This is a genomic window from Micrococcus sp. iso_26 (assembly GCF_056172975.1).
This window is the reverse complement of the sequence record NZ_CM149652.1, coordinates 1,480,348-1,500,423: the sequence shown is the minus strand read 5'-3', so window position 1 is coordinate 1,500,423 and position 20,076 is coordinate 1,480,348. Positions and strand designations below refer to the sequence as shown.

Genomic DNA, 20,076 nt, shown 5'->3' with positions numbered 1-20,076 from the left:
AATGATGCAGCAGACATGGGACTCGCGCAGCATCGATCCACGTGACCGCGTGGAGACGATCCGCACGATGCTCTGCGAGAACCTCGTCCAGACGGACCTGACTCTCGACCCGCAGGGCCGCGAGGCGCATGTGAACGTGTCCTACCAAGACATCGGGCAGCTGAGAGCGTTGTCCGTCAAGACGGTGCCCTCGCTGGCTGCCCTCGCTATGCGTCCCCAGCGGATGATCATGTCGGACGACGACGAGTCATTGTTCGTGGTCTTCCAGCGCGGCAACCGGTCGATGCTGCGCCGTGGCGATGACCAGACCGTGATGACCCCGGGCAGCATCGTCGTTTACCCGAGCACGAGCCCCTACGTCCACGCCTTCGACGAAGGAGTCATCGGGGACTTCTTCCGACTGCCGTTGGGTGTGGTGGGGTTGACGGCGGATCAGGTCGCTGAGGTCTCGGGTGTGGACCTGCAGGAGCGGACCTCGCTGGCGGCGCTGCTGCGGTCCGTGCTCGGGGGCGTGATGGACTCCGAACTCAGCCTTCGCGACGAGGTGGACGTGTTCGCGCCCGTCGCCGACCTGCTGAAAGTCACCCTGCTCAGCGCCCTCACTCCCGACCGCGCCACGACCCGGTATCCGCTGGCCGAGCAGATCGTCACCTACGTGCTCGACAACCTCACCGACCCCGGTCTCGGAGCCGCCCGGATCGCGAAGGACCTGCACGTGTCCGAGCGTCTGCTCTACGCAGAGATGTCCCGCGCGGACATCAGGCTCGCGCAGCTGATCCAGTCCCAGCGCCTGCGTCGCGTCCGCGACGCCCTGACCGCACCGGCCACCATCGACGTCCCCATCGGCATCCTCGCCCAACAGCACGGGTTCGTCTCCGCCAGCCACTTCAGCCGCATCTTCCGCGAAGAATTCGGCACCACACCCCGCCAATGGCGCAACAACACCACACCTCGCCCCGATGAGATCCAGGACGAGAGTCGACTGGATCTCCCGCAGCAGATCAGACCAGAGGAGACGTACGGATGAACGAGCCGCTGTCTGATCTCGCCGTCGTTGACGCGGAGGAAGTTCGAGCATCGGATATCCCTCGCGCGCTGACGGCCGCATCGATCCTGTACGAGGACGGGGCGACGCAGGCATTCGCCGAGAACGGCAAGACCGTGTATGTCGAGAACGGAAGACCCACGTTGGGGGAGTGGTACGTGGATGCAGAGGGGCAGTTCTGCTCCTTCTGGCCGCCGGACTACCGAGCGTGCTACGAACTGCGCTGGCTCGTCGAAGATGAGCGGATCACTGGTCTGCGCTTCCGCCGCGGCTCCTACACAGCCGTCGGCCGGTACCAGCTCCCCGGGCCTGACAATGCTGTCAAGGAATGAGCAGGGCGTCTCGGCAACGGGCCAGAAGCTCGTAAAGACGGGCGCGCTCCACCAGCTCGACCTCCATCGTCATGCGTTGAACAACCGAGGACACTTCCTCATGCGCGCGTTCGAGGAGGAGCTCTGCGGCGTCGTTCAGCACCACGCTCCGTTCTCGCCGGGGTCCAGGATCACTCGAGCGGGTCACCAGCCCCCGCTTCTCCAGTCCCTGGAGCAGCACGTTCATCGACTGACGGGACACGAACGCGCGTCGGGCGAGCTCGGAGCTCGTGATACCTGGCGTGTCCTGCAAGGCGGTCAAGCACGCGTACTGCGGCACACTCAGCGCGAGCGGGCGAAGCCGATCGTCCATTCGCTGGTTCAGGAGCGACTGCGTCTCCTTGATCAACACCCCCAACGACTCCGGGCTCCGGTCCAATGCATCCATGTCAATAGTTTGACACACACTCCACTGAGTGTCAGGATATTGACACTGGCGTTATTGAACAGAACAGGAGCTTGCTCATGGCAGCAACAACCACCGGCCCGGGCTTCATCTCTTTCCAGGTGCGGGACCGCGCCGTCTCCGCGGAGTTCTACGACAAGCTCGTCGGACTCACACGGCTCCCAGACTCGAACCCGGCAGCGACCGTCTTCTCCGCAGAAGGAACCGCGTTCGCCGTCCGCGACCCGTTCCCGGGCGTGGATCTCGACGCGATCCCTCAGCTCGGCGCCGGCATCGGCGTCTGGTTCCGCAACGATGACGCGGAACGCGTGCACGCACGACTCGTCGACGCGGGAGTGGCGATCGTGCAGGAACCGGTCGAGGGGCCGTTCGGCCTGCAGTTCTCGTTCCGAGACCCCGACGGCTACGTCGTCACCATCCACGCCCGCGCCTAACACCACCATGGCGCAGCACACCCTCTCGGTCCCAGTGCTCGGGCCGTGGTCGTTGCGCACCAGCAAGCGGTTCTGGGAAGAGTTCACCCCTACCGCGATCGAGTCCGGCGGCGACCCGGACGTCCTCTCCGCACGCTTTGTGAGCGAGCACGACTGGACGTCCGTATCCGCCCACGTCACCCAGAGCGGGGAGAGCGCCCAGATCGGTCTGTCCGGCCCGGGCGATCTGACCGCAGCCGCCGAGCAGGTGCGGCGCTTCCTCTCTCTCGATGTGGACGCGCGGGAATGGCCGGCCGTCGGCGATCGCGACCCGATCGTCGCCACCGCCCAAAGGGCGCTCCCCGGATATCGCCCGTGCGGCTTCCATTCCCCGTACGAAGCCGCAGCCTGGTGCGTCTTGTCGCAGCGCACCCGCGTCCCGGTCGCTGCCCGACTCCGCCGCGACCTTATCGTCGCGCACGGCAACGACGGGGTGTTTCCCGCGCCCGATGCGCTCATCCGCGCCATCGACGCCGAAGAACTAGACCTACCCGGTCGGAAGCCAGAGTATCTCCGAGCTGTCGCAGAGGCCGCACTCACCGGGCTGCTCAACGGTCCTCGGCTCCGAACGATGCCCGAAGAATCGGCTCGCCGCGACCTGCTCACGGTGACAGGCATCGGCCCGTTCGCCACGGACCTCATCCTTATCCGCGGCGCCAACGCCCAGGACATCCTTCCGCGCGCGGAACGCCGCCTCTACGCCGAGATCTCCTACCAGTACGGGCCCGACTCGGTGCTCGAGGAGGTCGCGGAACGCTGGCGCCCCTTCCGCTCCTGGGCCGCCGTCCACCTCCGTGCGCTCCGAGAGCAGCGCACCCGTGAGATGGGCTGATCGATGACGTTACGGCTCTTCGATAGTGGAACGTCATCGCTACGCACGTTCGCGCCCCTGCGACCGGGCCACGTCGGCATCTATCTGTGCGGTCCGACTGTTCAGGCTCCGCCGCACGTCGGTCATCTCCGATCCGCAGTGGTCTTCGACCAGCTGCGACGATGGCTCCAGATCGGCCACGAGCTCGACGTGACCCTGGTGCGAAACATCACCGACCTGGACGACAAGATTCTTGCCGCGAGCCAGACGGCGGGCGTTCCATGGTGGGCGTGGGCGGCTCGTCATGAGAGGGCGTTCGCCGACGCTTATCGCAAGATCGGTATCTTGCCGCCGACGATCGAGCCGCGCGCGACAGGGCACACCGCCGAGATGCTTACCTTCATCGACCGGCTGATCGCCCGGGGCCACGCGTACCGAGCGGGAGGGGAAGCGGGGGACGTCTACTTCGACGTCTCATCATGGCCCGGCTACGGGTCTTTGACCTCACAGGAGCACGGCACTCTCCGCGGAGACGAACATACCGATCAGGCAACAGAGAAACGTGACCCTCGCGACTTCGCGCTCTGGAAGTCGGCTCCCCCGGACGCGGGGGCCAGCGAGGAGATCGTTGCTCCTGCGGCATGGGCTTCGCCTTACGGGCCGGGACGCCCCGGATGGCATCTGAGCTGTTCGACAATGATTCTCCGCTACCTGGGAGAGAGCTTCGACATCCACGGTGGCGGGCTCGACCTGCGCTTTCCTCATCATGAGAACGAACAGGCGCAGTCCCGTGCCGCCGGATACGGATTCGCGCGCTACTGGATGCACAACGGCTGGGTCACGTCCGGCGGCGACAAGATCAGCAAATCCCTCGGCAACGCGACACCCCTCGACGAGCTACTGCAGCACATGCGTCCTCTCGACCTGCGCTACTACCTCGGATCGGCCCACTATCGGTCGAACCTGGAACTGACCGACTCCGCCCTGCGATCCGCCGCGGCGGCGATGCGCAGGATCGAAGACTTCATCACCCGGAGCGCCAACCACTCGAGGCGCGCGGCGGACGCGGACATGCTGCCGGTCGCATTCCGAAACGCCTTGGATGACGACCTCAACATCCCCATGGCACTCGCGGTCCTCCATGACGAAGTCAGGCGGGGCAACACCGCCCTCGCCCAGCACGACGCGCGGACCGGTGCCGACACGCTGGATGCGGTGCTCGCCATGACTGACGTCCTCGGCATCAACCCGCGCGACAGCCCGTGGGACGAATCAACGGCCACACCCCCGCGCGCCGAGCGCGCACTGGAGGCCCTGATCGCACAGGCGCTCGACCAGCGAGCCCAGGCACGTGCGGCCGGAGACTTCCGCACTGCAGACCGTATCCGTGACGAACTCGACGCCGCCGGGATCGTGCTCAACGACAGCCAGTCAGGTACGACATGGGGCTTCACCGAAGGCCATACCTCATAGCCCGGAACAACAACAGGAGGATTCTTGAAGTCACAGCCCACTCCCAGGCTCACGGGACCAAACCGCGTCACCCCGGCGTTATCAACAGTGACGCCGCAGCCAGCGGCGCCGAACAAGGAGGACATCGTGTCGCACGACTACAGCAAGACTTCTGAGGCCCTGAGCCGCCTCAACGACCAGCAGTACCGCGTCACCCAGAAGGACGGCACCGAGCCGGCCTTCCGCAACGAGTACTGGGACAACCACGAGGACGGCCTGTACGTGGACGTCGTCTCCGGACAGCCGCTGTTCTCATCCACCGACAAGTACGACAGCGGAACCGGATGGCCCAGCTTCACCAAGCCGGTCGTCGCTGACGCCGTTCACACGAAGACGGACCGATCCCTCTGGATGCCCCGCACCGAGGTCCGCTCTACCGGGGCGGACAGCCACCTCGGGCACGTCTTCGACGACGGCCCCGCGAACGCCGGCGGCCTGCGCTACTGCATGAACTCCGCCGCGCTGCGGTTCATCCCCGTCTCCGACCTGGAGGCCGAGGGGTATGGAGAGTTCCGCTCACTGTTCGAGACCACCACCACGACCACGAAGGAGCACGCATCATGACCAGTGGAATTCACGACACCGGAGAGGTCACCCGCACACCCGGCACCGAGACGGCCGTCCTGGCCGGCGGCTGCTTCTGGGGCGTGGACGAGCTCATCCGCAAGCAGCCGGGCGTGATCAGCACCCGCGCCGGATACACCGGCGGGCAGAACGATCACGCCACCTACCGCAACCACCCCGGCCACGCCGAGGCCGTGGAGATCGTCTTCGACCCATCGAAGACGACGTACCGGGACATCCTGGCGTTCTTCTTCCAGATCCACGACCCGTCGACCCTGAACCGTCAGGGCAACGACATCGGCACCAGCTACCGGTCGGCGATCTTCCCGCTCACCCCCGAGCAGGAGCAGGTCGCCAAGGAGACGATCGCCGACGTCGATGCCTCCGGTCTGTGGCCAGGATCGGCTGTCACCACGATCGAGCCCGCCGGCCCGTTCTGGGAGGCCGAGCCTGAGCACCAGGACTACCTCCAGCGGTATCCGAACGGCTACAACTGCCACTACCCTCGTGCCGGCTGGGTCCTGCCCCGCCGCATCCAGGCGACCGAGGCTTCCGTTCGACCATGTCCACGTGGGGGCGTGCCACCGCTGAGCCGGTGGCACGCCCCCGCGTCATCAGTGACGGAGGAATGATGCGGAACGACCGTGAACGAAGATGAAGACAACGCGGTGGAGCGACGTCGCGCAGCGTCAGCCGCAGTCCTCACATGCGCAGACCTGACCGATGCGCTCGGCCGGAAGCACCGTCACCGCGCCCATATCACCGGGCTCGTCAGCCCGGCACCCGAACGCATCCTGTTCGGGCGCGTCGCGACGATCTCCTTCTTCCCGACCTGCCACGCCATACTTGACCCGGAGGAATACACCTTCGGACGGCTGTTCCACCAGGCCGTCGACGGATCACCAGCCAATCCCGGCAACACGGTCCTCGTGATGGCCAGCAACGGCCACAGCTCGACGTCTCTCGCCGGTGGAACGAAGCTCTCCCGTGCGACCAACGTCGGCCTCGCCGGCGTCCTAACTGACGGACGCCTTCGCGACTTCGACGAACTGGCCGCGGAACCGTTCGCCGCATGGTGCTCGGGAGAGGCCGTCGCCTGGGGTGGAGCAGTGGTCACGCCGTTTCAGGCAAATATTCCCGTCGTCATCGAAGGAGTGGGCATCTATCCGGGCCAGTACATCTTCTGCGACTCATCGGGAGCCGTCGTCATCCCCGACAGCGACATCGACGAAGTGCTTGAGACCGCCCATCAGGTCCGTGCCGACGACAGCGCGTCCCGTGACCTGATCGCGCGGGAAGGTCGCAACGAAGGCTTGACGCGCGAGCGGTGACCTCACGGTCCCGGTGGTGTGGTGTTGTTGCGCCATTGGCGGGGTGTGGTGCCGAATTCTTCGCGGAAGATGCGGCTGAAGTGGCTGGCGGAGACGAATCCGTGCTGTTGGGCGAGGATGCCGATGGGGACGTCGATGGTGGCCGGTGCGGTCAGGGCGTCGCGGACGCGACGCAGGCGCTGGGACCGGATCAGCTGCGCGAGCCTGATGTCCGCGCGGGACATCTCTGCGTAGAGCAGACGCTCGGACACGTGCAGGTCCTTCGCGATCCGGGCGGCTCCGAGACCGGGGTCGGTGAGGTTGTCGAGCACGTAGGTGACGATCTGCTCGGCCAGCGGATACCGGGTCGTGGCGCGGTCGGGAGTGAGGGCGCTGAGCAGGGTGACTTTCAGCAGGTCGGCGACGGGCGCGAACACGTCCACCTCGTCGCGAAGGCTGAGTTCGGAGTCCATCACGCCCCCGAGCACGGACCGCAGCAGCGCCGCCAGCGAGGTCCGCTCCTGCAGGTCCACACCCGAGACCTCAGCGACCTGATCCGCCGTCAACCCCACCACACCCAACGGCACCTCGACAATCATGCGATCGGCATCCTCGGTGGGCATCGCGCTCTCCACCGTCGAGCGGGGGACAACGACGATGCTCCCGGGGGTCAGCTCGGTGTCCCGCCCCTGCAGCGACAGGACCGAGGCGTTCCGACGCTGGTAGATGACTAACAGGTAGTCCTCGCTGCGACCACGGGGAGAGCTGACCGTCGTCACAGGACTGCTTCCTCGATCAGCTCATAGATGTTCGCCCGGCGGAGGTCGCTGGCGTGAAAGACGAGCCCGTCGCCCCGGTGCGGTGGCTGCTCCGCGACATGCCGCACGCACGCGGCGGCGAGATCTCGCTCGGTCGGCGACATCACCACGACTCCAATCACGGTCGTGTCCGCGCCGACGAGATTGGTGGCGCTCCTGCTCACCTCACCGACTACGCCCGTCGCCAACCTGTGTACTCGGGCCCGAGACATCGTGCCGGCACCGTCGAACGCCACCACCACCGTTCCGGGCCGAACGATGTGCAGCGCGGCGGTCACCTCATGCTCGATACGCGAGGCCAACGCCCGTCGAGCCCGGATGCCCAGGCCCCTACGAAACCGATAGGCCGCCACGACCAGGCGCTCGTCCTCAGCCACCCGCTCCGCAAGAGGCGAGGGAACGAGCATCAGAAACTCTTGCGCGTCACCGAGCTTGACCGGCAGGTCCACCGAACGCCCCTCTCCTGCGGAGCGCGCAACGTTCTCGACGGGCGCGCGTGGGCAGCCGCACCGAGCCCTCGGCTCGGACTTTCTCGCGCACACGGAAGATCCGTGAGCCGCGTGGCTTCCCGCACATCATGACCACTAGCCTACGACGACAGAAAAGGACTCGCCAGACCAAAGTATGAGCGGGACGTCGATTGACGAGAGGTGTAGCAGGTCTGAAAAGCAGGACGCTTGGATCGCCATAGGTGTTTCGGATCGACTTGGATAAGGACTCCGAGGTCCATTATTGTGAAGGTGTGAGATGCGAGCGTCCCGCTCCGCTGGACTTCACTGGGCCGGCCGGGCTGGCATCGCGTGACGGACGACTTCGAGTCCTGCGGACGGAGGAGACTACCCTGGAGGCGTGACTGCCGACGGAACGAGTGCGCGCCGGTTGACGCCGAAAGGGGCGGCAACGAGGGCGCGTATCGTCGACGCAGCGAACCAGTTGATGTATGAGCGAGGCGTTGCGGCGACGACCCTCGCCGACGTCCGAGCCGCCAGCGCGACATCGAAGTCTCAGGTTTATCAGCACTTCGCCGACAAGGACGCACTCGTGAAGGAAGTCATCGAGACCCGGGCGGAGGACGTCCTGACGCAGCAGCGCCGGCGCCTTCGACGCGTGGAATCCCTACGCGGGTTCGAGCTGTGGCGGGATGAACTCGTCGAACGCAACGCGCTACGCGACGGCGCGTACGGGTGCCCGCTCGGGTCTCTGGCGAACGAGATCGCAGACCACAATGAGGATGCCCGCCGGGCGATCGCTGCCCACTTCGATGATTGGCTGGAGATGCTGATCGATGCCGTGGAGAGGCTGAAGACACGCAGCGTGTTGCGCAGCGATGCGGACTCGCGAGCGCTTGCCATTGGGCTGCTATCGGCACTGCAGGGAGGTTATCTTCTGGCGAAGGCGAGTCGAGATGTTTATCCGATGCGTGCCGCTCTCGACATGGCTATCGCACAGCTCAGGGCCTACGCGACTGAGACCGACTCCTCAGCCTGATCCCGCCTCATCGCGAACGCGGTCATCCCCGCGAAGCTGAGGAAGAGGCGTTCACCGGCGTCGATGATCGTCGCCAGCACGTGGCTGCACGTCTTGCAGCGTACGACCAGCCCCGGGGCGTCCGGATACACGATTGCCTCGCCAAGGGGCGCGACGCGCCCGCAGCCTCCGCACCGTCCTTCGATCATCGTTGCATCGGGCACGAGAAAATCCGCGAGAGTCCCGGCGAGGATGTTCCCGTCGAGGTGGCTGGTCATCATAGGCCTCCGAATCGTTCGGTGAGGATGTCTTGCGGCGCATGGCCGAGCTTCACGAGCCACGGCGCGACGGCTTCGACGAAGCCTGTCGAACCGCACACGAAAATGCGTGGGCGGTCTTCCGGAGGGAGCGTCCGCGCCGCGATAGTCGACTCTGTGAGCCGTCCGACCGGATCTTGCCACCCAGCTGGCGCTCGTCGCGTGTACACGAGGTCGATCGCGAACGACCCGTCCGACAGCTCGAGGAACTCCTGGTGGAAGTAGACGTCCTCCGGGGTGCGCACCGAGTACAGCAGCCGGAACGGAACGGGATCGGATGCGGCCGCATGAGACGCCGCCATCGCGTAGAGGGGCACGACACCTGACCCGCCGGCGATGAGCTGCACGGGGCGCTGGCTCTGTCCCGGGCGCCAGAGGAAGAACGATCCCAGCGGTCCGTGGACCTCGAGCTGGTCACCGACGCGCAGTTCACGGACGAGGAACGGAGACACCTCGCCATCGGGCAGCTCATCGACCGCAAGGACGATCGTTCCGCCCGTCTCGGAGGATGCGATCGAATACGAACGTGTCGCCTGGTAGCCGTCCGGAGCGGTCAGTCGCAGATCGAGATGGCTGCCCGCCTCGCTCCCCGGCCACCCCGGGACATCGAGCACCAGCCGAACCGCAGTCGGCGTCTCTGGACGCACCTCCGAAACCGTGGCGACGAACCACGACGGCCTCACGCGGGGGCGAAGCGGAGCGAGCCGGGTCTGCTCCATCACCAGTAGCGTTCTTCCTTCCACGGATCACCGTAGATGTGATAGCCGCTCTGCTCCCAGAACCCAGGGTCGTTCGTCGGCATCATCGTCAATGCCCGGACCCACTTCGCGCTCTTCCAGAAGTACAGATGCGGGATCAGGAGACGTGCCGGCCCGCCGTGTTCTGCGTCGAGCGGTGCGCCTTCGGCCTCGGTCGCGATCCAGGCCTTGCCATCCAGGAGATCCTCAAGCGGCACATTCGTGGTGTAGCCGCCGTAGGAGTGCGCCATGACGTAGTCATGGGATGTCTCGACGTTCTCGAACAGCTTGTCCAGGCTCACCCCGCGCCAGGCCATGTCGAGCTTGGACCAGTGCGTGACGCAGTGGATGTCGACCGTGATGTCCTCGGCACCGAGCGCCAGGAACTGCTCCCAGTTCCAGTGATGCTCGGTACCGGTTTCATCGAGGATGGCGAAATCCCACGTCTCGGTATCGACATAGGGGGTGGGACCGGCGGTGAGCACCGGCCAGTTGTCGAACAGCGTCTGTCCCGGAGGGAGCTGATCATCGGGTCCACGCCGGCGTCCCGCGAATCCGCGAGTAGTGAACGACATACATCGCCCCTTCCGTCTTCTCTGGCTGTACACCACCGACGATATTGCGGGAGCTCTCTCGCTGATCGCCTGGTCCTGCGCGGAACTTGCCCATGACTGCAGGTGATGAGTCCCCGGCGTGAAAACGGGCCACTGTGCCGACCACACTGTGGAACAGGACGCCCCACCGGGCGACCTCGCCCCCCCCCCCCCCCGCAAGCATCGAGAAGAAGTCTGTGACCATGTGCCCTGTTGCGCTCGGCATGCCGACCGTTCGCCATCGCGCGCGCTCGACGGTCGGCCGACCCGAGACACCGTTTCTCGTGGACAGGTTCGGGCGCATCGCGCGAGACCTGCGCGTATCGATCACAAGCGCCTGCTCACTGCGTTGCACATACTGCATGCCGGCGGAAGGCCTGCCCATCGTCCCTCGCGGGGAGTTGCTGACTCCGGAAGAGATCGCGCGTCTGGTCACCATAGCCGTCCACGATCTCGGAGTCCGTGAGGTGCGCTTTACCGGCGGCGAGCCGCTTACGCGACCTGATCTGGTCGAGATCGTGCGCCAGACGACGACAGCCGTGCCCGGCCTGCCGGTGTCGATGACGACCAATGGGATCGGCCTCGACCGCAAGGCGCCGCAGCTTGTGGAGGCTGGACTGACGCGGATCAACGTGTCGCTGGACACGATCGACCGCGAGCATTTCGCCGCTGTCACCCGACGCGATCGCCTGCCTGCCGTGCTCAGGGGGATCGAGGCGGCACAGCACGCAGGGCTCAGCCCGATCAAGATCAACGCGGTGGCGCTGCGCGAGACCCTCGCGGATGCGCCCGACCTGCTGGCGTGGGCGCTTGCCAACGGCGTGCGGTTGCGGTTCATCGAACAGATGCCGCTGGATGCAGATCAGACATGGCGCAGAGACCACCTCGTCTCCGCCGAAGAACTTCTGTCTGTGCTCGGACGCCGATACCGGCTGACCCCGGCCGGGCGTGAAGACCCGTCCGCTCCCGCAGAGGAGTGGCTCGTCGACGGAGGCCCGGCCACCGTCGGCATCATCGGGTCCGTCACACGCAGCTTCTGCGACGCGTGCGACCGAACCAGGCTGACAGCCGAAGGCTCGGTACGTTCCTGTCTGTTCGGAGACGACGAGACAGACCTGCGCACGATGCTGCGAAGTGGAGCAGACGATGCCGCTATCGCCGACGCCTGGCGGGCGACGATGTGGGACAAACAGGCTGGGCACGGGATGGAAGAGAAGAGCTTTCGTCGACCGGCCCGTTCCATGGGAGCGATCGGAGGCTGACGATGTCACGCATACTCGTCCGATACTTCGCAGCCGCCGCTGAAGCGGCTGGCTGCGAAGAAGAGCACGTCGAGGCGACGACCCTCGGAGAGGCGAAGGACGCGCTCCTCACAGCTCACCCGGCACTCGAGCCGGTGATCGCAAAGGGGACATTCCTCGTCGACGGCATCGCCTCACGCGATCCCGCGCGACCGGTCTCCGCGCAGGTGGACGTGCTGCCCCCGTTCTCCGGCGGCTGAGCCAAACCACAAGCGGCTGAGGTCCGATCCACCGCGGGGGTCCACGTGTCGTGAACTGCATTCGTCTCCTGCGCTGCCATCCTCTTACGTGAGACGACCGCGGTGCTGCCCAGATCCTTGTCTCAGCAGGAATCGAAGTACAAGCGTTGGGGATGCATGCTGTCGCTCACCTCGTACACGGCATCGGATGATTCGCGTGGAATGTCCTCGCGCATGTAGCGGAGATGCCGTTCATGGGTGTCTGGGTGCGCCGGCTCACCGCCGTCGAGGAAGACGGTGAAGTGCCACGCCGAGCGCAGGCTAGAGCGCAGCAGTGACCAACCGTCGACAATCAGCATCCTGTCCTCAGGCGCGGCAGCGAGCTCGCTCTCAGGTCCGTTGTGGCGGAACATGCGCAGTATGGTTCGGACGGCGTCATCGTCCGTGAACGGGGCCGCGCTGAGACGAGTCGCGTGACGTCCCACTGCACGCAGCGCTGCCGCCAGGGCGTCGGCGAAGTGCATGCGGGCTGCAGCGTCCACGCCGTCGATGGCGACGAGTATCCGGCCGCGTGGGTTTCTGCTGAGGACCTCCTGAGCGAGCTCCTCCCAGACGGCTGTCCCAGTGGCACCTGAGGCGTTCGGAGACGAGGTCAACGTCGCTTCTCCGGCGGAACGATCAAGAGAGGATGTGTCTGCATCCTGTTCTGGTTGCGCACATCCTTGCCGACTGCTCTCGCAGCGGTCTGCATCCGCGCTCTCGAGATGGCATCGATGGTTTTCATCGGTCTGCCCGCTTCCGATTCGCATCCGCATGCTGAGGCAACTCCCGGATGAGTTCGAGGACATCGTCGGGAACGAGTTGTCCCAACGTTCCGCAGGAGTACACGCTGATCACGACCGTCCCATCGGGATCCAGCACGAATCCGGTTGTCTGCAACTGCGGCGGGTCCACGGTGACGAACGCTCCGGTCGCGGCCGCGATCTGCCCCACATCGGTGCTGTGTCCGATCGGAAAAGTCAGCCCATAGCGCGCCACGAGCTCCGCGGTTATCGGCTCCTCGTCCGCAGTCACCGCGACGACAGCGATACCCGCGGCGGACAAGCGTCGTAGGCCGCGCTGGAACGCACGCAGCTGCTCCACGCAAGGCCGGCAGCCTGCCCCGCGAGAGAAGAGAACCACGCCGTACTGCCCGGCGAATACGGCCGGGATCGTTCGGCGTGTGCCTCCCACCTCGACCAGCTCGAGGGCGGGGAACGCATCACCACCACGCAGCAACGACATCAGAGGCTCGCAAGAACGGTCCGAGCGGCCGCATCGGTGGGTGCGACGCGGGCGGCTTCTGACGGGGGAAGTCGGTTGCCATGAAAGTTGTGTGCTTCAGTCTCAATGCCAGTCATCTGGCGCCTCTTTCCTCGGTGATTGCACCATCGTTCACCCGGCGGGTTCGCTAGGTCGTGCGGTGTATCTACAACCCCACCCACTCCGATCTGCCGTCGGTGAAGTGCTGGTGCTTCCAGATCGGAACCTCTGCCTTGATCGCGTCGACGAGGTTCCCGCAGACGGCGAACGCCTCTGCCCGGTGCGGGGCGGCGACGACCGTGACCAGTGCGACGTCGCCGATCTCGAGGTGACCGATGCGGTGAGCGGCGACGACATCGCAGTCCGTGGTTTGAGCGATCCTCGTGCACACGTCGATGAGGATTCGTTCCGCGTCGGGGTGCGCCTCGTAGTCGAGAGAGCCGACGTCCTCTCCGTGATCATGGTCGCGCACGATGCCTTCGAAGGTGACCACCGCCCCGTTCTTCCTACTGCGTATCCGTGTTTCCAGCTGCGTCTTGTCCAGCGGAGCAGCGGTGACGAAACCGATCGGGTCAGGCATGTCCGCCGCCGGCCAGCTGGTCGTGCAGGTGTGGCAAGAGCGGCTCCAGTGCGATGAGGCCGTCTTCCACGCCGCGTGGCGATCCAGGCAGGTTGATGACGATCGTGCGTCCGGCGATCCCTGCAAGCGCCCTGCTGAGCGAGGCTGTCGGCGTCGCCGCGCGGCCCGCTGCACGGATGGCCTCGGCGATGCCGGGAAGTGCTCTCTCGATCACCGCGCTCGTCGCCTCGGGGGTGCGGTCCTCGGGATGCACCCCGGTGCCGCCGGTCGTGACGATCAATACCGGCTCGCTGGTGAGAGCATCCGTGAGCGCCTGATAGATATCCGCGTCAGCGACAACGACGGGCTCGTCTGGCTGATACCCGTGGTCGCGAAGCCAGCCTGCGATTGCCGGACCGGTGAGATCCTCGCGCGTACCGGCCGCGGTGCTCGTTGAGGAGACGATCACGACCGCCTGTCCGTGGTCTGCGGGCACGGATGCGCCTGCAACCCAGTGCCCGCGCTTTCCTCCGGTCTTCTCGATGAGGTGGATGTCTCCGAGCACGGCGGCCGGATCGACGGACTTGATCATGTCGTGCAGAGCGAGACCGGCGATGGCGACGGCGGTGAGGGCTTCCATCTCGGCCCCAGTCTTCGCCGTCGCTGCGACCGTGGCCCGGATCTCCACCGATGAGGTGCTGAGCTCGAAGTCCACGGTGACGGACTCCAGGGGCAATGTGTGCGCGAGGGGTACAAGTTCGCTGGTGCGCTTGGCGCCCTGGATGCCCGCGACCCGCGCTGTCGGGAGCGCGTCTGCTTTGCGCAGCTGGTTGGCGGCGAGCAGTTCCAGCACCGCCGGTGTCGTGTCGAGGCGGCCGGTCGCGATCGCCGTGCGCCGAGTGATCGCCTTCCCGCCGATGTCGATCATCCGCGATCGGCCGTGATCGTCGAGGTGCGGCAGTTCGTTCATAGATTCCAGGTCTCCACGCGTGTCCCGATGTCGAGGGTGACGGCATCGATCGGGACATCGATGAGCATGTCGGATGCCGCCATGGCGGCGACAAGGTGCGAGGAAGGGCCGCCAACCGGTGCCACCCGGCCTCCAGGCAACCCCACACCACGGCGGAACTGCCGTTTCCCGGCGACAGAGGTGAGGGGCTCGGCCAGGGTCCGCGGCTCGGGCTGTCGCGCGTGCAGTCCTGCTGCCTCACGGAGGACCGGCTCGATGAAGAGCATGAACGACAGCTGCGCGGACACGGGATTGCCTGGGAAGCACACCATGGGAACGCCTTTGTAGATGGCAGTGGCTTGGGGGCCGCCCGGCTGCATCGCGAGAGTATCGACGTGCGCCCCGAGCGGCTCCAGAAGCTCCCTCACGACTTCGTAGTTGCCTGCCGAGATGCCCCCGCTGGTGAGCAAGATCTCGGCTCCCGCCGCACACGACGCGTCGAGAGCGCGCGCGAACGCGGCCGTGTCATCGACGACACGATGCTCATCGACCAAGAGGGCGTCGGCGGTTCGTACCGCTGCGGCGAGTGCGGGGCCGTTGGCGTCGTAGATCTGGCCGGGAGCCAGAAGCTCACCGGGAGCGGCCAGCTCGCTTCCGGTCGAGATCACTGCGACACGTACCTGTGAGCGAACGGGGACGGACGCCACTCCCGCAGCTGCGAGCGCCGCCAGGTGGCGAGGAGCGAGCCGGAATCCATCAGACAACAGAGGCTCACCGACCGCGAGGTCAGAGCCGGCTTCACGCACGAACTCTCCGACGTCCGGCTTCCGCGTGAACGTCACTGTCGTTCCCTGGACGGTGGCGTGTTCGACAGGGACGACCGCATCGGCGTCGTCGGGGATCGGCGCACCGGTCATGACCCGGACGGTATGGCCAGGGCGAAGCGGCCCAGGTGTGCCAGGAGCAGCGGGGATCGCACCGCGCAGCGGCAGACTGCTTGGCGTCCGCGCGAGGTCAACCGTACGGACGGCGAAGCCGTCCATCTGTGAGTTCCGGAACGGGGGCAGATCTATCGGAGTCCGTATGGGGTGGGCAAGCACCCGATCTAGCGCGTCAGACAGGGCGACCTGCTCGACGGGGCGCTGGCTCACGGCGTTCAGGAGGGTGCGGACTCGGGCCGTGTGCTCAGCGACCGATGTGCGGGGCATGTCAGTACCTGCTCGCCGTGGGGTCGATGCGGACAGCCCAGGCATCGATGCCTCCGGTGAGGTGCCGCACATCGGAGAATCCGAGTTGGAGGAGCTGATCGAGCGCTTGGCGTGAGCGTGTGCCGCGGTGGCAGTACAGCACGATGGGGTGACCGGTGTCGAGTTCTGGTGCCCGGCGAGGGAGTTCGGTCAAGGGGATCAGCACGTTTCCCGGGATCGCTGCGATGTCGGCCTCCCACGGTTCGCGTACGTCGATCAGCAGCGGCGGGAAGGAAGCTGTGAGCAGGTCGCGCAGTTCCTCGGGCGAGACGGCGTTCTGATCGTCGGATGACAGCGGAGTGGTCTCGATGTTCTGCGCTGCGGCACGGGCGGACTCGTCGCGCCGGTAGGCGATCTCGCGGGTGCGGCCGGTGCGTGCGTCGTACGCGGCGACCCGGCCGATCAACGGCTCTCCGATGCCGGTGAGGAGCTTGAGTGCCTCGGTCGCCATGAACGCCCCGATGACGGCGCATACGCTCGGCAGCACGCCGATCATGTCGCAGGTGTCCGCACTGGAGTCCGGACCATGCGGGAACAAGTCGCGGTAGTCGGTGCCTCTGGCATCCCATGCCACGCCTGCTTGGCCGGCGTACCCCAGTGCTGACCCCCACACGAGCGGAATGCCGCGTTCGGCAGCAACACGGTCTGCCAGCATCACTGTTGCCGGGTTGTCGCTGGCATCGACGAGCACGTCCACACCGTGCAGCAGACCCTCGGCTGTCACGGCGTCGAAACGCCCCTCGACGGCGCGGAGCTCAGCATCAGGAGCGAGCGACGCGAGCCTTATGGTGGCTGAGACCGCTTTGCTGCGACCGATGTCGCCGGGCGTGTGCATCGTCTGCCGGTGCAGGTTCGATTCGGCGACAGTGTCGTCATCGACGATCGTGAGGCTGCCGACGCCTGCGGCAGCAAGGACCGGCAACAGGGTGCTGGCCAGCCCACCCGCGCCGATCACGAGCACATGCGCTCTCGAAAGACGCTCCTGAGCGGGAACGCCGAAGCCCGTGAGGACGCGCTGCCTCTGAAAGGTCGGAGAGAGCGGATTGACCGGCATGCCTTCAGGCTAGGGAGCCGGTCCCAGCGGGTGAGGTCGGAAGCGGCGAGACAGCAGAGAGCAGACAAAGCCCAGCAGTCGCAGGCCATTCTCACGACCTCGGCTACGGGAGGCTTGAGACAGGTCGGCAACTTCGTTCGCCTGACCGACCGTCTTTCAGAGGAGTTCCTGTCGTGCGTGCCCCCTCCCTCCTTGCGGCAGCCGCAGCGCTCCTTCTGCTCGCTGGATGCTCATCGCCCGGCACGGGAAGCGACGAATCGGATGTCGGGGCAAGCAAGGACGACATGACCTCCGGAACGGTGACAGTGTTGGCCGCAGCCTCCTTGACCGACGTGATCGACGTCCTCGCCGAGAGGTTCGAGGACGCGAACGCAGATGTCGACGTGGTCGCCAGCTATGGCGGATCGTCGGCGCTCGCCGAGCAGATCGTCTCCGGTGCCCCGGTGGACGTGTTCTTCTCAGCGAATGAGGCGACGATGCAGTCTGTTGTCGACGCAGGCCTGGCCGCCGATCCGGAAGTGCTCGTCACGAACACGCTGCAGATCGCGGTTCCCGCCGGGAACCCTGCAGGGATCACCGGTCTCGCCGACTTCGCACGGCCTGAGCTGACAATCGCATTGTGCGACACCGCGGTGCCGTGTGGAGCCGCAGCGCAGTCCCTGCTCGACCTTGCTGGTGTTCAGGCCCAACCGGACACACTTGAGGAGGACGTGCGTGCCGCACTGACGAAAGTCTCTCTGGGTGAGGCCGACGCCGCACTGGTCTACGTGACCGACGTCGTCGCAGCAGGGAGCGCGGTGGAAGGCATCGATGTGCCTGAGGCGCAGCAGGTGATCAACAACTATCCGGTCGCCCTTCTTGCCGAGGCACCGAACCCCGACGCAGGACAGGCGTTCATCGACTACCTCCGCTCCGATGAGGCACGTCAGGTCTTCGAGCATGCAGGCTTCGCGGCCCCGTGAACGCCGGCAGCCGGTCATCCTCGCCCTCGGGGTGATCGGTCTCGCGCTGCTCGTTCTCCCGCTGCTCGGACTCATCCTGCGTGCACCATGGGGCCAGCTGGGCGAACTCTTCGTTCGGCAAGAGGTACTGCAGGCGCTCGGGCTCTCGTTACTCACGGCGACGTTATCTACCGGCCTGAGTCTCATCCTCGGTATCCCGCTAGCCGTCCTGCTGAGCCATTCCGTTCACTGGAAGGTCCTGCCGCGCCGCCTCTTGCGGGCGGCGATCACTATCCCGCTGGTACTGCCTCCCGTTGTCGGCGGCATTGCGTTGCTTCTCCTGCTGGGACGGCGAGGCATCCTCGGGCAATGGCTCACGCAGGTCGGCATCACTATTCCTTTCACCACCGGTGCCGTTGTGCTCGCGCAAACCTTCGTCGCGATGCCCTTCCTCGTCTTCGCCGTCGAAGGCGCGCTGCGATCAGCGGACCGCCGCAGCGAACTAGCCGCCGCCTCCCTGGGCGCCAGCCCGTGGCAGATCTTCCGCCTCGTGACGGTTCCGCTGACCGCGCCTGGAATCGCCGCGGGCGCCGTGCTGTGCTTCGCCCGCGCGCTCGGCGAGTTCGGCGCGACTATCACGTTCGCCGGCTCCTTCCCCGGCGTGACGCGCACACTCCCGATCGCGTCGTACCTCGCGATGAACTCGGACCCCGACACCGCGATCGCCCTCGCACTCGTCCTGCTCGCGGTATCACTGGGTGTGCTCCTCGCACTCCGCGACCGATGGCTGCCAGGCACCGCATGACCTTCGAGCTCACCGTCTCCGCACGTATCCCACGCCCCGCCTTCGACGTAGTCGTGGAGCTGAAAGCGGATCCCGGAAGTGTGCTCGCCGTCGTCGGACCGAACGGTGCCGGAAAGTCCAGCGCCATCGCGGCGATCGCAGGCTTCACCGAGTCCCACGGCACGATTCGACTGGGGGACAAGGATCTGGCCGGTCTTCCTGCTGACCAGCGAAGGATCGGCGTCATGTTCCAAGACCTGCTCCTCTTCCCTCACCTCACGGTGCGCGAGAACGTCGCCTTCTCAGCCAAAGTCCGCGGTGGGCGTTGGTCCGCCGCCCGGCGCAGCGCAGACCCCTGGCTGTCTCGCTTCGGAATGGCGGACCTGGCAGAGAGATACCCCAGTGCACTCTCCGGCGGGCAAGCTCAGCGTGTAGCGCTAGCCCGTGCCCTCGCATCCGAGCCGAAGGCACTGCTCCTCGACGAGCCGCTCGCGGCGCTGGACGTGGAGTTCCGGGATGAAGTGCGTGCCGACCTCGGTCTGCGTCTCCGCCAGTTCGCCGGTCCGACGATCCTCGTCACACATGACCGTGAAGACGTCGAGGTGCTCGCTGACGAGGTGATCGTCCTTGAGGCAGGGCGCATCACGCAGCGAGGAAGCCTCGCCGATCTGGCACGAAATCCTGCGACCGCATGGATTGCCCGCTTCACAGGTGCCCAGGGAAGAAGGGACGCAGACGATGTCAGGTACGGATGATGACTTCCTCTTGGGGCTCGCCGGAGTATCGGGAACGATGCTCGGCACGTTCATCGTGGGCGTGTTCTTCTACATCGACTCGGAGATGCACCGCCGACTCGCAGCGTCGGAGGCTGCGGACCGGTATCTCCGTTCGTCGGTCCGCTGGGTCTTCACCGCCTACTCCATTCCGCTCCTTGTTCCGCTCGTGCTCGCGTCGCTTGATCCGCTCTGGGGCGCGCTGAGCTTCATCGTCCTCGGCATCCTCCTGGTAGCGATGACAGTGGAAACAGGACGTCGTATCCTCGCGAGGGGCGGGTCCGGCTCCTCACGCGCTCTATTCGTGAACGAATGGCTCTCGAGCGCCGGCATCGTCATCGCCATGGTCCTGCCATGGACATTGGGAGGCTGGGTGCCCGATCCGACTGAGTTCGTTCCCTCGCTGCTCATCCTTCTCGCGTGCGGCTTCGCGAGCACAGCGGCGCTGGTCATGACGCAGTTCGACGCGACGATGGGCATGGTGGACGCCGTCATGGGAGACAGAGAAGGCGCAAAGCCTGAACATCCGACAGAGAGCTGAGCCGCGCTCTTGCTTGGTCGCG

At 65.9% G+C, this 20,076-nt stretch carries 27 protein-coding genes; 15 read left to right on the top strand and 12 right to left on the bottom strand.

The features are described from left to right. The first annotated feature begins 1 nt into the window (after position 1). Both AC0VX0_RS06910 and AC0VX0_RS06905 read left to right on the top strand, forming a co-directional pair. Positions 2-1,027 (top strand): helix-turn-helix domain-containing protein, encoded by a 1,026-nt coding sequence (locus AC0VX0_RS06910; RefSeq protein ID WP_101966225.1) that lies wholly within the window; start codon positions 2-4, stop codon positions 1,025-1,027. After that, entirely contained in the window at positions 1,024-1,377 is a 354-nt protein-coding gene (locus AC0VX0_RS06905; protein WP_070708719.1) for a hypothetical protein, read from the top strand. Before AC0VX0_RS06910 ends, AC0VX0_RS06905 begins: the two co-directional genes overlap by 4 nt. Here AC0VX0_RS06905 and AC0VX0_RS06900 read toward each other — a convergent pair. Next, complete coding sequence (locus tag AC0VX0_RS06900; RefSeq protein WP_020621643.1) at positions 1,367-1,804, bottom strand: MarR family winged helix-turn-helix transcriptional regulator; 438 nt, start codon at positions 1,802-1,804, stop codon at positions 1,367-1,369. The genes AC0VX0_RS06905 and AC0VX0_RS06900 overlap by 11 nt on opposite strands. Before the next feature lie 77 nt (positions 1,805-1,881). Between AC0VX0_RS06900 and AC0VX0_RS06895 the strand changes: the two genes are divergently transcribed. From AC0VX0_RS06895 to AC0VX0_RS06870, 6 genes are all read left to right on the top strand, one after another. Beyond that, a complete protein-coding gene (locus AC0VX0_RS06895) occupies positions 1,882-2,256 on the top strand; it encodes a VOC family protein (protein WP_020621642.1) in 375 nt (124 codons plus the stop codon). Between the two features lie 7 nt (positions 2,257-2,263). Beyond that, positions 2,264-3,127: a DNA-3-methyladenine glycosylase family protein gene (locus AC0VX0_RS06890; RefSeq protein WP_070708718.1), complete on the top strand. Its 864-nt coding sequence runs from the start codon at positions 2,264-2,266 to the stop codon at positions 3,125-3,127. Between the two features lie 3 nt (positions 3,128-3,130). Further along, a complete protein-coding gene (gene cysS, locus AC0VX0_RS06885; protein ID WP_070708717.1) occupies positions 3,131-4,579 on the top strand; it encodes a cysteine--tRNA ligase in 1,449 nt (482 codons plus the stop codon). 126 nt (positions 4,580-4,705) lie between these two features. Beyond that, entirely contained in the window at positions 4,706-5,182 is a 477-nt protein-coding gene (gene msrB, locus AC0VX0_RS06880; RefSeq protein ID WP_020625393.1) for a peptide-methionine (R)-S-oxide reductase MsrB, read from the top strand. Further along, positions 5,179-5,814 carry a peptide-methionine (S)-S-oxide reductase MsrA gene (gene msrA, locus AC0VX0_RS06875; protein WP_475432457.1) on the top strand — a complete coding sequence of 212 codons (636 nt, stop codon included), beginning with the start codon at positions 5,179-5,181 and terminating at the stop codon, positions 5,812-5,814. The genes msrB and msrA overlap by 4 nt, the downstream gene beginning before the upstream one ends. A gap of 12 nt (positions 5,815-5,826) precedes the next feature. Then, positions 5,827-6,513: an RraA family protein gene (locus AC0VX0_RS06870; RefSeq protein WP_240739669.1), complete on the top strand. Its 687-nt coding sequence runs from the start codon at positions 5,827-5,829 to the stop codon at positions 6,511-6,513. 2 nt (positions 6,514-6,515) lie between these two features. On the opposite strand, the gene AC0VX0_RS06865 is transcribed toward AC0VX0_RS06870, so the two are convergent. Together AC0VX0_RS06865 and AC0VX0_RS06860 are read right to left on the bottom strand one after the other, a co-directional pair. Next, a complete protein-coding gene (locus tag AC0VX0_RS06865) occupies positions 6,516-7,271 on the bottom strand; it encodes a helix-turn-helix domain-containing protein (RefSeq protein WP_101966172.1) in 756 nt (251 codons plus the stop codon). Then, complete coding sequence (locus tag AC0VX0_RS06860; RefSeq protein ID WP_020625383.1) at positions 7,268-7,759, bottom strand: hypothetical protein; 492 nt, start codon at positions 7,757-7,759, stop codon at positions 7,268-7,270. The genes AC0VX0_RS06865 and AC0VX0_RS06860 overlap by 4 nt, the downstream gene beginning before the upstream one ends. Before the next feature lie 400 nt (positions 7,760-8,159). Between AC0VX0_RS06860 and AC0VX0_RS06855 the strand changes: the two genes are divergently transcribed. Then, positions 8,160-8,798 carry a TetR/AcrR family transcriptional regulator gene (locus tag AC0VX0_RS06855; RefSeq protein ID WP_043279902.1) on the top strand — a complete coding sequence of 213 codons (639 nt, stop codon included), beginning with the start codon at positions 8,160-8,162 and terminating at the stop codon, positions 8,796-8,798. On the opposite strand, the gene AC0VX0_RS06850 is transcribed toward AC0VX0_RS06855, so the two are convergent. From AC0VX0_RS06850 to AC0VX0_RS06840, 3 genes are read right to left on the bottom strand one after another with little or no spacing between them, the layout of a single operon-like run. After that, positions 8,768-9,058 carry a DUF6510 family protein gene (locus AC0VX0_RS06850; RefSeq protein WP_020625381.1) on the bottom strand — a complete coding sequence of 97 codons (291 nt, stop codon included), beginning with the start codon at positions 9,056-9,058 and terminating at the stop codon, positions 8,768-8,770. The two genes, AC0VX0_RS06855 and AC0VX0_RS06850, sit on opposite strands and share 31 nt — an antisense overlap. Further along, positions 9,055-9,813 carry a ferredoxin reductase gene (locus tag AC0VX0_RS06845; protein WP_043279907.1) on the bottom strand — a complete coding sequence of 253 codons (759 nt, stop codon included), beginning with the start codon at positions 9,811-9,813 and terminating at the stop codon, positions 9,055-9,057. The genes AC0VX0_RS06850 and AC0VX0_RS06845 overlap by 4 nt, the downstream gene beginning before the upstream one ends. Then, entirely contained in the window at positions 9,813-10,406 is a 594-nt protein-coding gene (locus AC0VX0_RS06840; RefSeq protein WP_067115756.1) for a molybdopterin-dependent oxidoreductase, read from the bottom strand. Before AC0VX0_RS06840 ends, AC0VX0_RS06845 begins: the two co-directional genes overlap by 1 nt. A 221-nt stretch (positions 10,407-10,627) precedes the next feature. On the opposite strand from AC0VX0_RS06840, the gene moaA reads away from it, so the two are divergent. Further along, a complete protein-coding gene (gene moaA / locus AC0VX0_RS06835) occupies positions 10,628-11,686 on the top strand; it encodes a GTP 3',8-cyclase MoaA (RefSeq protein WP_043279905.1) in 1,059 nt (352 codons plus the stop codon). Between the two features lie 2 nt (positions 11,687-11,688). Next, a complete protein-coding gene (locus AC0VX0_RS06830) occupies positions 11,689-11,925 on the top strand; it encodes a MoaD/ThiS family protein (protein ID WP_020625377.1) in 237 nt (78 codons plus the stop codon). 122 nt (positions 11,926-12,047) lie between these two features. On the opposite strand, the gene AC0VX0_RS06825 is transcribed toward AC0VX0_RS06830, so the two are convergent. The 6 genes from AC0VX0_RS06825 to AC0VX0_RS06800 all read right to left on the bottom strand — a co-directional run bounded on the left by AC0VX0_RS06825 (position 12,048) and on the right by AC0VX0_RS06800 (position 17,015). Continuing rightward, positions 12,048-12,317 (bottom strand): nucleoside/nucleotide kinase family protein, encoded by a 270-nt coding sequence (locus tag AC0VX0_RS06825; protein WP_136940210.1) that lies wholly within the window; start codon positions 12,315-12,317, stop codon positions 12,048-12,050. Between the two features lie 367 nt (positions 12,318-12,684). Then, positions 12,685-13,188 carry a redoxin domain-containing protein gene (locus AC0VX0_RS06820; protein ID WP_020624684.1) on the bottom strand — a complete coding sequence of 168 codons (504 nt, stop codon included), beginning with the start codon at positions 13,186-13,188 and terminating at the stop codon, positions 12,685-12,687. A gap of 184 nt (positions 13,189-13,372) precedes the next feature. Next, positions 13,373-13,786, bottom strand: a complete 414-nt coding sequence (locus AC0VX0_RS06815; protein ID WP_020628091.1) for a molybdenum cofactor biosynthesis protein MoaE — start codon at positions 13,784-13,786, stop codon at positions 13,373-13,375. Beyond that, on the bottom strand, positions 13,779-14,735 hold the full coding sequence (gene moaCB / locus AC0VX0_RS06810) for a bifunctional molybdenum cofactor biosynthesis protein MoaC/MoaB (RefSeq protein ID WP_043282516.1): 957 nt from the start codon (positions 14,733-14,735) through the stop codon (positions 13,779-13,781). The genes AC0VX0_RS06815 and moaCB overlap by 8 nt, the downstream gene beginning before the upstream one ends. Continuing rightward, positions 14,732-15,922, bottom strand: coding sequence for a molybdopterin molybdotransferase MoeA (locus AC0VX0_RS06805; protein ID WP_043282517.1), 1,191 nt, complete (start codon positions 15,920-15,922; stop codon positions 14,732-14,734). Before AC0VX0_RS06805 ends, moaCB begins: the two co-directional genes overlap by 4 nt. Before the next feature lies 1 nt (position 15,923). Next, positions 15,924-17,015: a ThiF family adenylyltransferase gene (locus AC0VX0_RS06800; protein WP_070709080.1), complete on the bottom strand. Its 1,092-nt coding sequence runs from the start codon at positions 17,013-17,015 to the stop codon at positions 15,924-15,926. Between the two features lie 173 nt (positions 17,016-17,188). Between AC0VX0_RS06800 and modA the strand changes: the two genes are divergently transcribed. From modA to AC0VX0_RS06780, 4 genes are read left to right on the top strand one after another with little or no spacing between them, the layout of a single operon-like run. Continuing rightward, a complete protein-coding gene (gene modA / locus AC0VX0_RS06795) occupies positions 17,189-17,977 on the top strand; it encodes a molybdate ABC transporter substrate-binding protein (RefSeq protein WP_024357651.1) in 789 nt (262 codons plus the stop codon). Then, complete coding sequence (locus AC0VX0_RS06790) at positions 17,955-18,761, top strand: ABC transporter permease (protein ID WP_020622152.1); 807 nt, start codon at positions 17,955-17,957, stop codon at positions 18,759-18,761. The genes modA and AC0VX0_RS06790 overlap by 23 nt, the downstream gene beginning before the upstream one ends. Then, positions 18,758-19,495: an ABC transporter ATP-binding protein gene (locus tag AC0VX0_RS06785; RefSeq protein ID WP_020622153.1), complete on the top strand. Its 738-nt coding sequence runs from the start codon at positions 18,758-18,760 to the stop codon at positions 19,493-19,495. Before AC0VX0_RS06790 ends, AC0VX0_RS06785 begins: the two co-directional genes overlap by 4 nt. A gap of 37 nt (positions 19,496-19,532) precedes the next feature. Then, positions 19,533-20,054: a hypothetical protein gene (locus tag AC0VX0_RS06780; RefSeq protein ID WP_020622154.1), complete on the top strand. Its 522-nt coding sequence runs from the start codon at positions 19,533-19,535 to the stop codon at positions 20,052-20,054. Positions 20,055-20,076 lie beyond the last annotated feature (22 nt).

Coding starts and splice junctions, on each gene's coding strand:
- AC0VX0_RS06910 (WP_101966225.1), top strand. CDS start 2: ATGATGCAGCAGACATGGGACTCGCGCAGCATCGATCCACGTGACCGC.
- AC0VX0_RS06905 (WP_070708719.1), top strand. CDS start 1,024: ATGAACGAGCCGCTGTCTGATCTCGCCGTCGTTGACGCGGAGGAAGTT.
- AC0VX0_RS06900 (WP_020621643.1), bottom strand. CDS start 1,804: ATGGATGCATTGGACCGGAGCCCGGAGTCGTTGGGGGTGTTGATCAAG.
- AC0VX0_RS06895 (WP_020621642.1), top strand. CDS start 1,882: ATGGCAGCAACAACCACCGGCCCGGGCTTCATCTCTTTCCAGGTGCGG.
- AC0VX0_RS06890 (WP_070708718.1), top strand. CDS start 2,264: ATGGCGCAGCACACCCTCTCGGTCCCAGTGCTCGGGCCGTGGTCGTTG.
- cysS (WP_070708717.1), top strand. CDS start 3,131: ATGACGTTACGGCTCTTCGATAGTGGAACGTCATCGCTACGCACGTTC.
- msrA (WP_475432457.1), top strand. CDS start 5,179: ATGACCAGTGGAATTCACGACACCGGAGAGGTCACCCGCACACCCGGC.
- AC0VX0_RS06850 (WP_020625381.1), bottom strand. CDS start 9,058: ATGATGACCAGCCACCTCGACGGGAACATCCTCGCCGGGACTCTCGCG.
- AC0VX0_RS06845 (WP_043279907.1), bottom strand. CDS start 9,813: ATGGAGCAGACCCGGCTCGCTCCGCTTCGCCCCCGCGTGAGGCCGTCG.
- AC0VX0_RS06840 (WP_067115756.1), bottom strand. CDS start 10,406: ATGTCGTTCACTACTCGCGGATTCGCGGGACGCCGGCGTGGACCCGAT.
- moaA (WP_043279905.1), top strand. CDS start 10,628: ATGTGCCCTGTTGCGCTCGGCATGCCGACCGTTCGCCATCGCGCGCGC.
- AC0VX0_RS06830 (WP_020625377.1), top strand. CDS start 11,689: ATGTCACGCATACTCGTCCGATACTTCGCAGCCGCCGCTGAAGCGGCT.
- AC0VX0_RS06825 (WP_136940210.1), bottom strand. CDS start 12,317: ATGTTCCGCCACAACGGACCTGAGAGCGAGCTCGCTGCCGCGCCTGAG.
- AC0VX0_RS06820 (WP_020624684.1), bottom strand. CDS start 13,188: ATGTCGTTGCTGCGTGGTGGTGATGCGTTCCCCGCCCTCGAGCTGGTC.
- AC0VX0_RS06815 (WP_020628091.1), bottom strand. CDS start 13,786: ATGCCTGACCCGATCGGTTTCGTCACCGCTGCTCCGCTGGACAAGACG.
- moaCB (WP_043282516.1), bottom strand. CDS start 14,735: ATGAACGAACTGCCGCACCTCGACGATCACGGCCGATCGCGGATGATC.
- AC0VX0_RS06805 (WP_043282517.1), bottom strand. CDS start 15,922: ATGCCCCGCACATCGGTCGCTGAGCACACGGCCCGAGTCCGCACCCTC.
- AC0VX0_RS06800 (WP_070709080.1), bottom strand. CDS start 17,015: ATGCCGGTCAATCCGCTCTCTCCGACCTTTCAGAGGCAGCGCGTCCTC.
- AC0VX0_RS06790 (WP_020622152.1), top strand. CDS start 17,955: ATGCAGGCTTCGCGGCCCCGTGAACGCCGGCAGCCGGTCATCCTCGCC.
- AC0VX0_RS06785 (WP_020622153.1), top strand. CDS start 18,758: ATGACCTTCGAGCTCACCGTCTCCGCACGTATCCCACGCCCCGCCTTC.
- AC0VX0_RS06780 (WP_020622154.1), top strand. CDS start 19,533: ATGCTCGGCACGTTCATCGTGGGCGTGTTCTTCTACATCGACTCGGAG.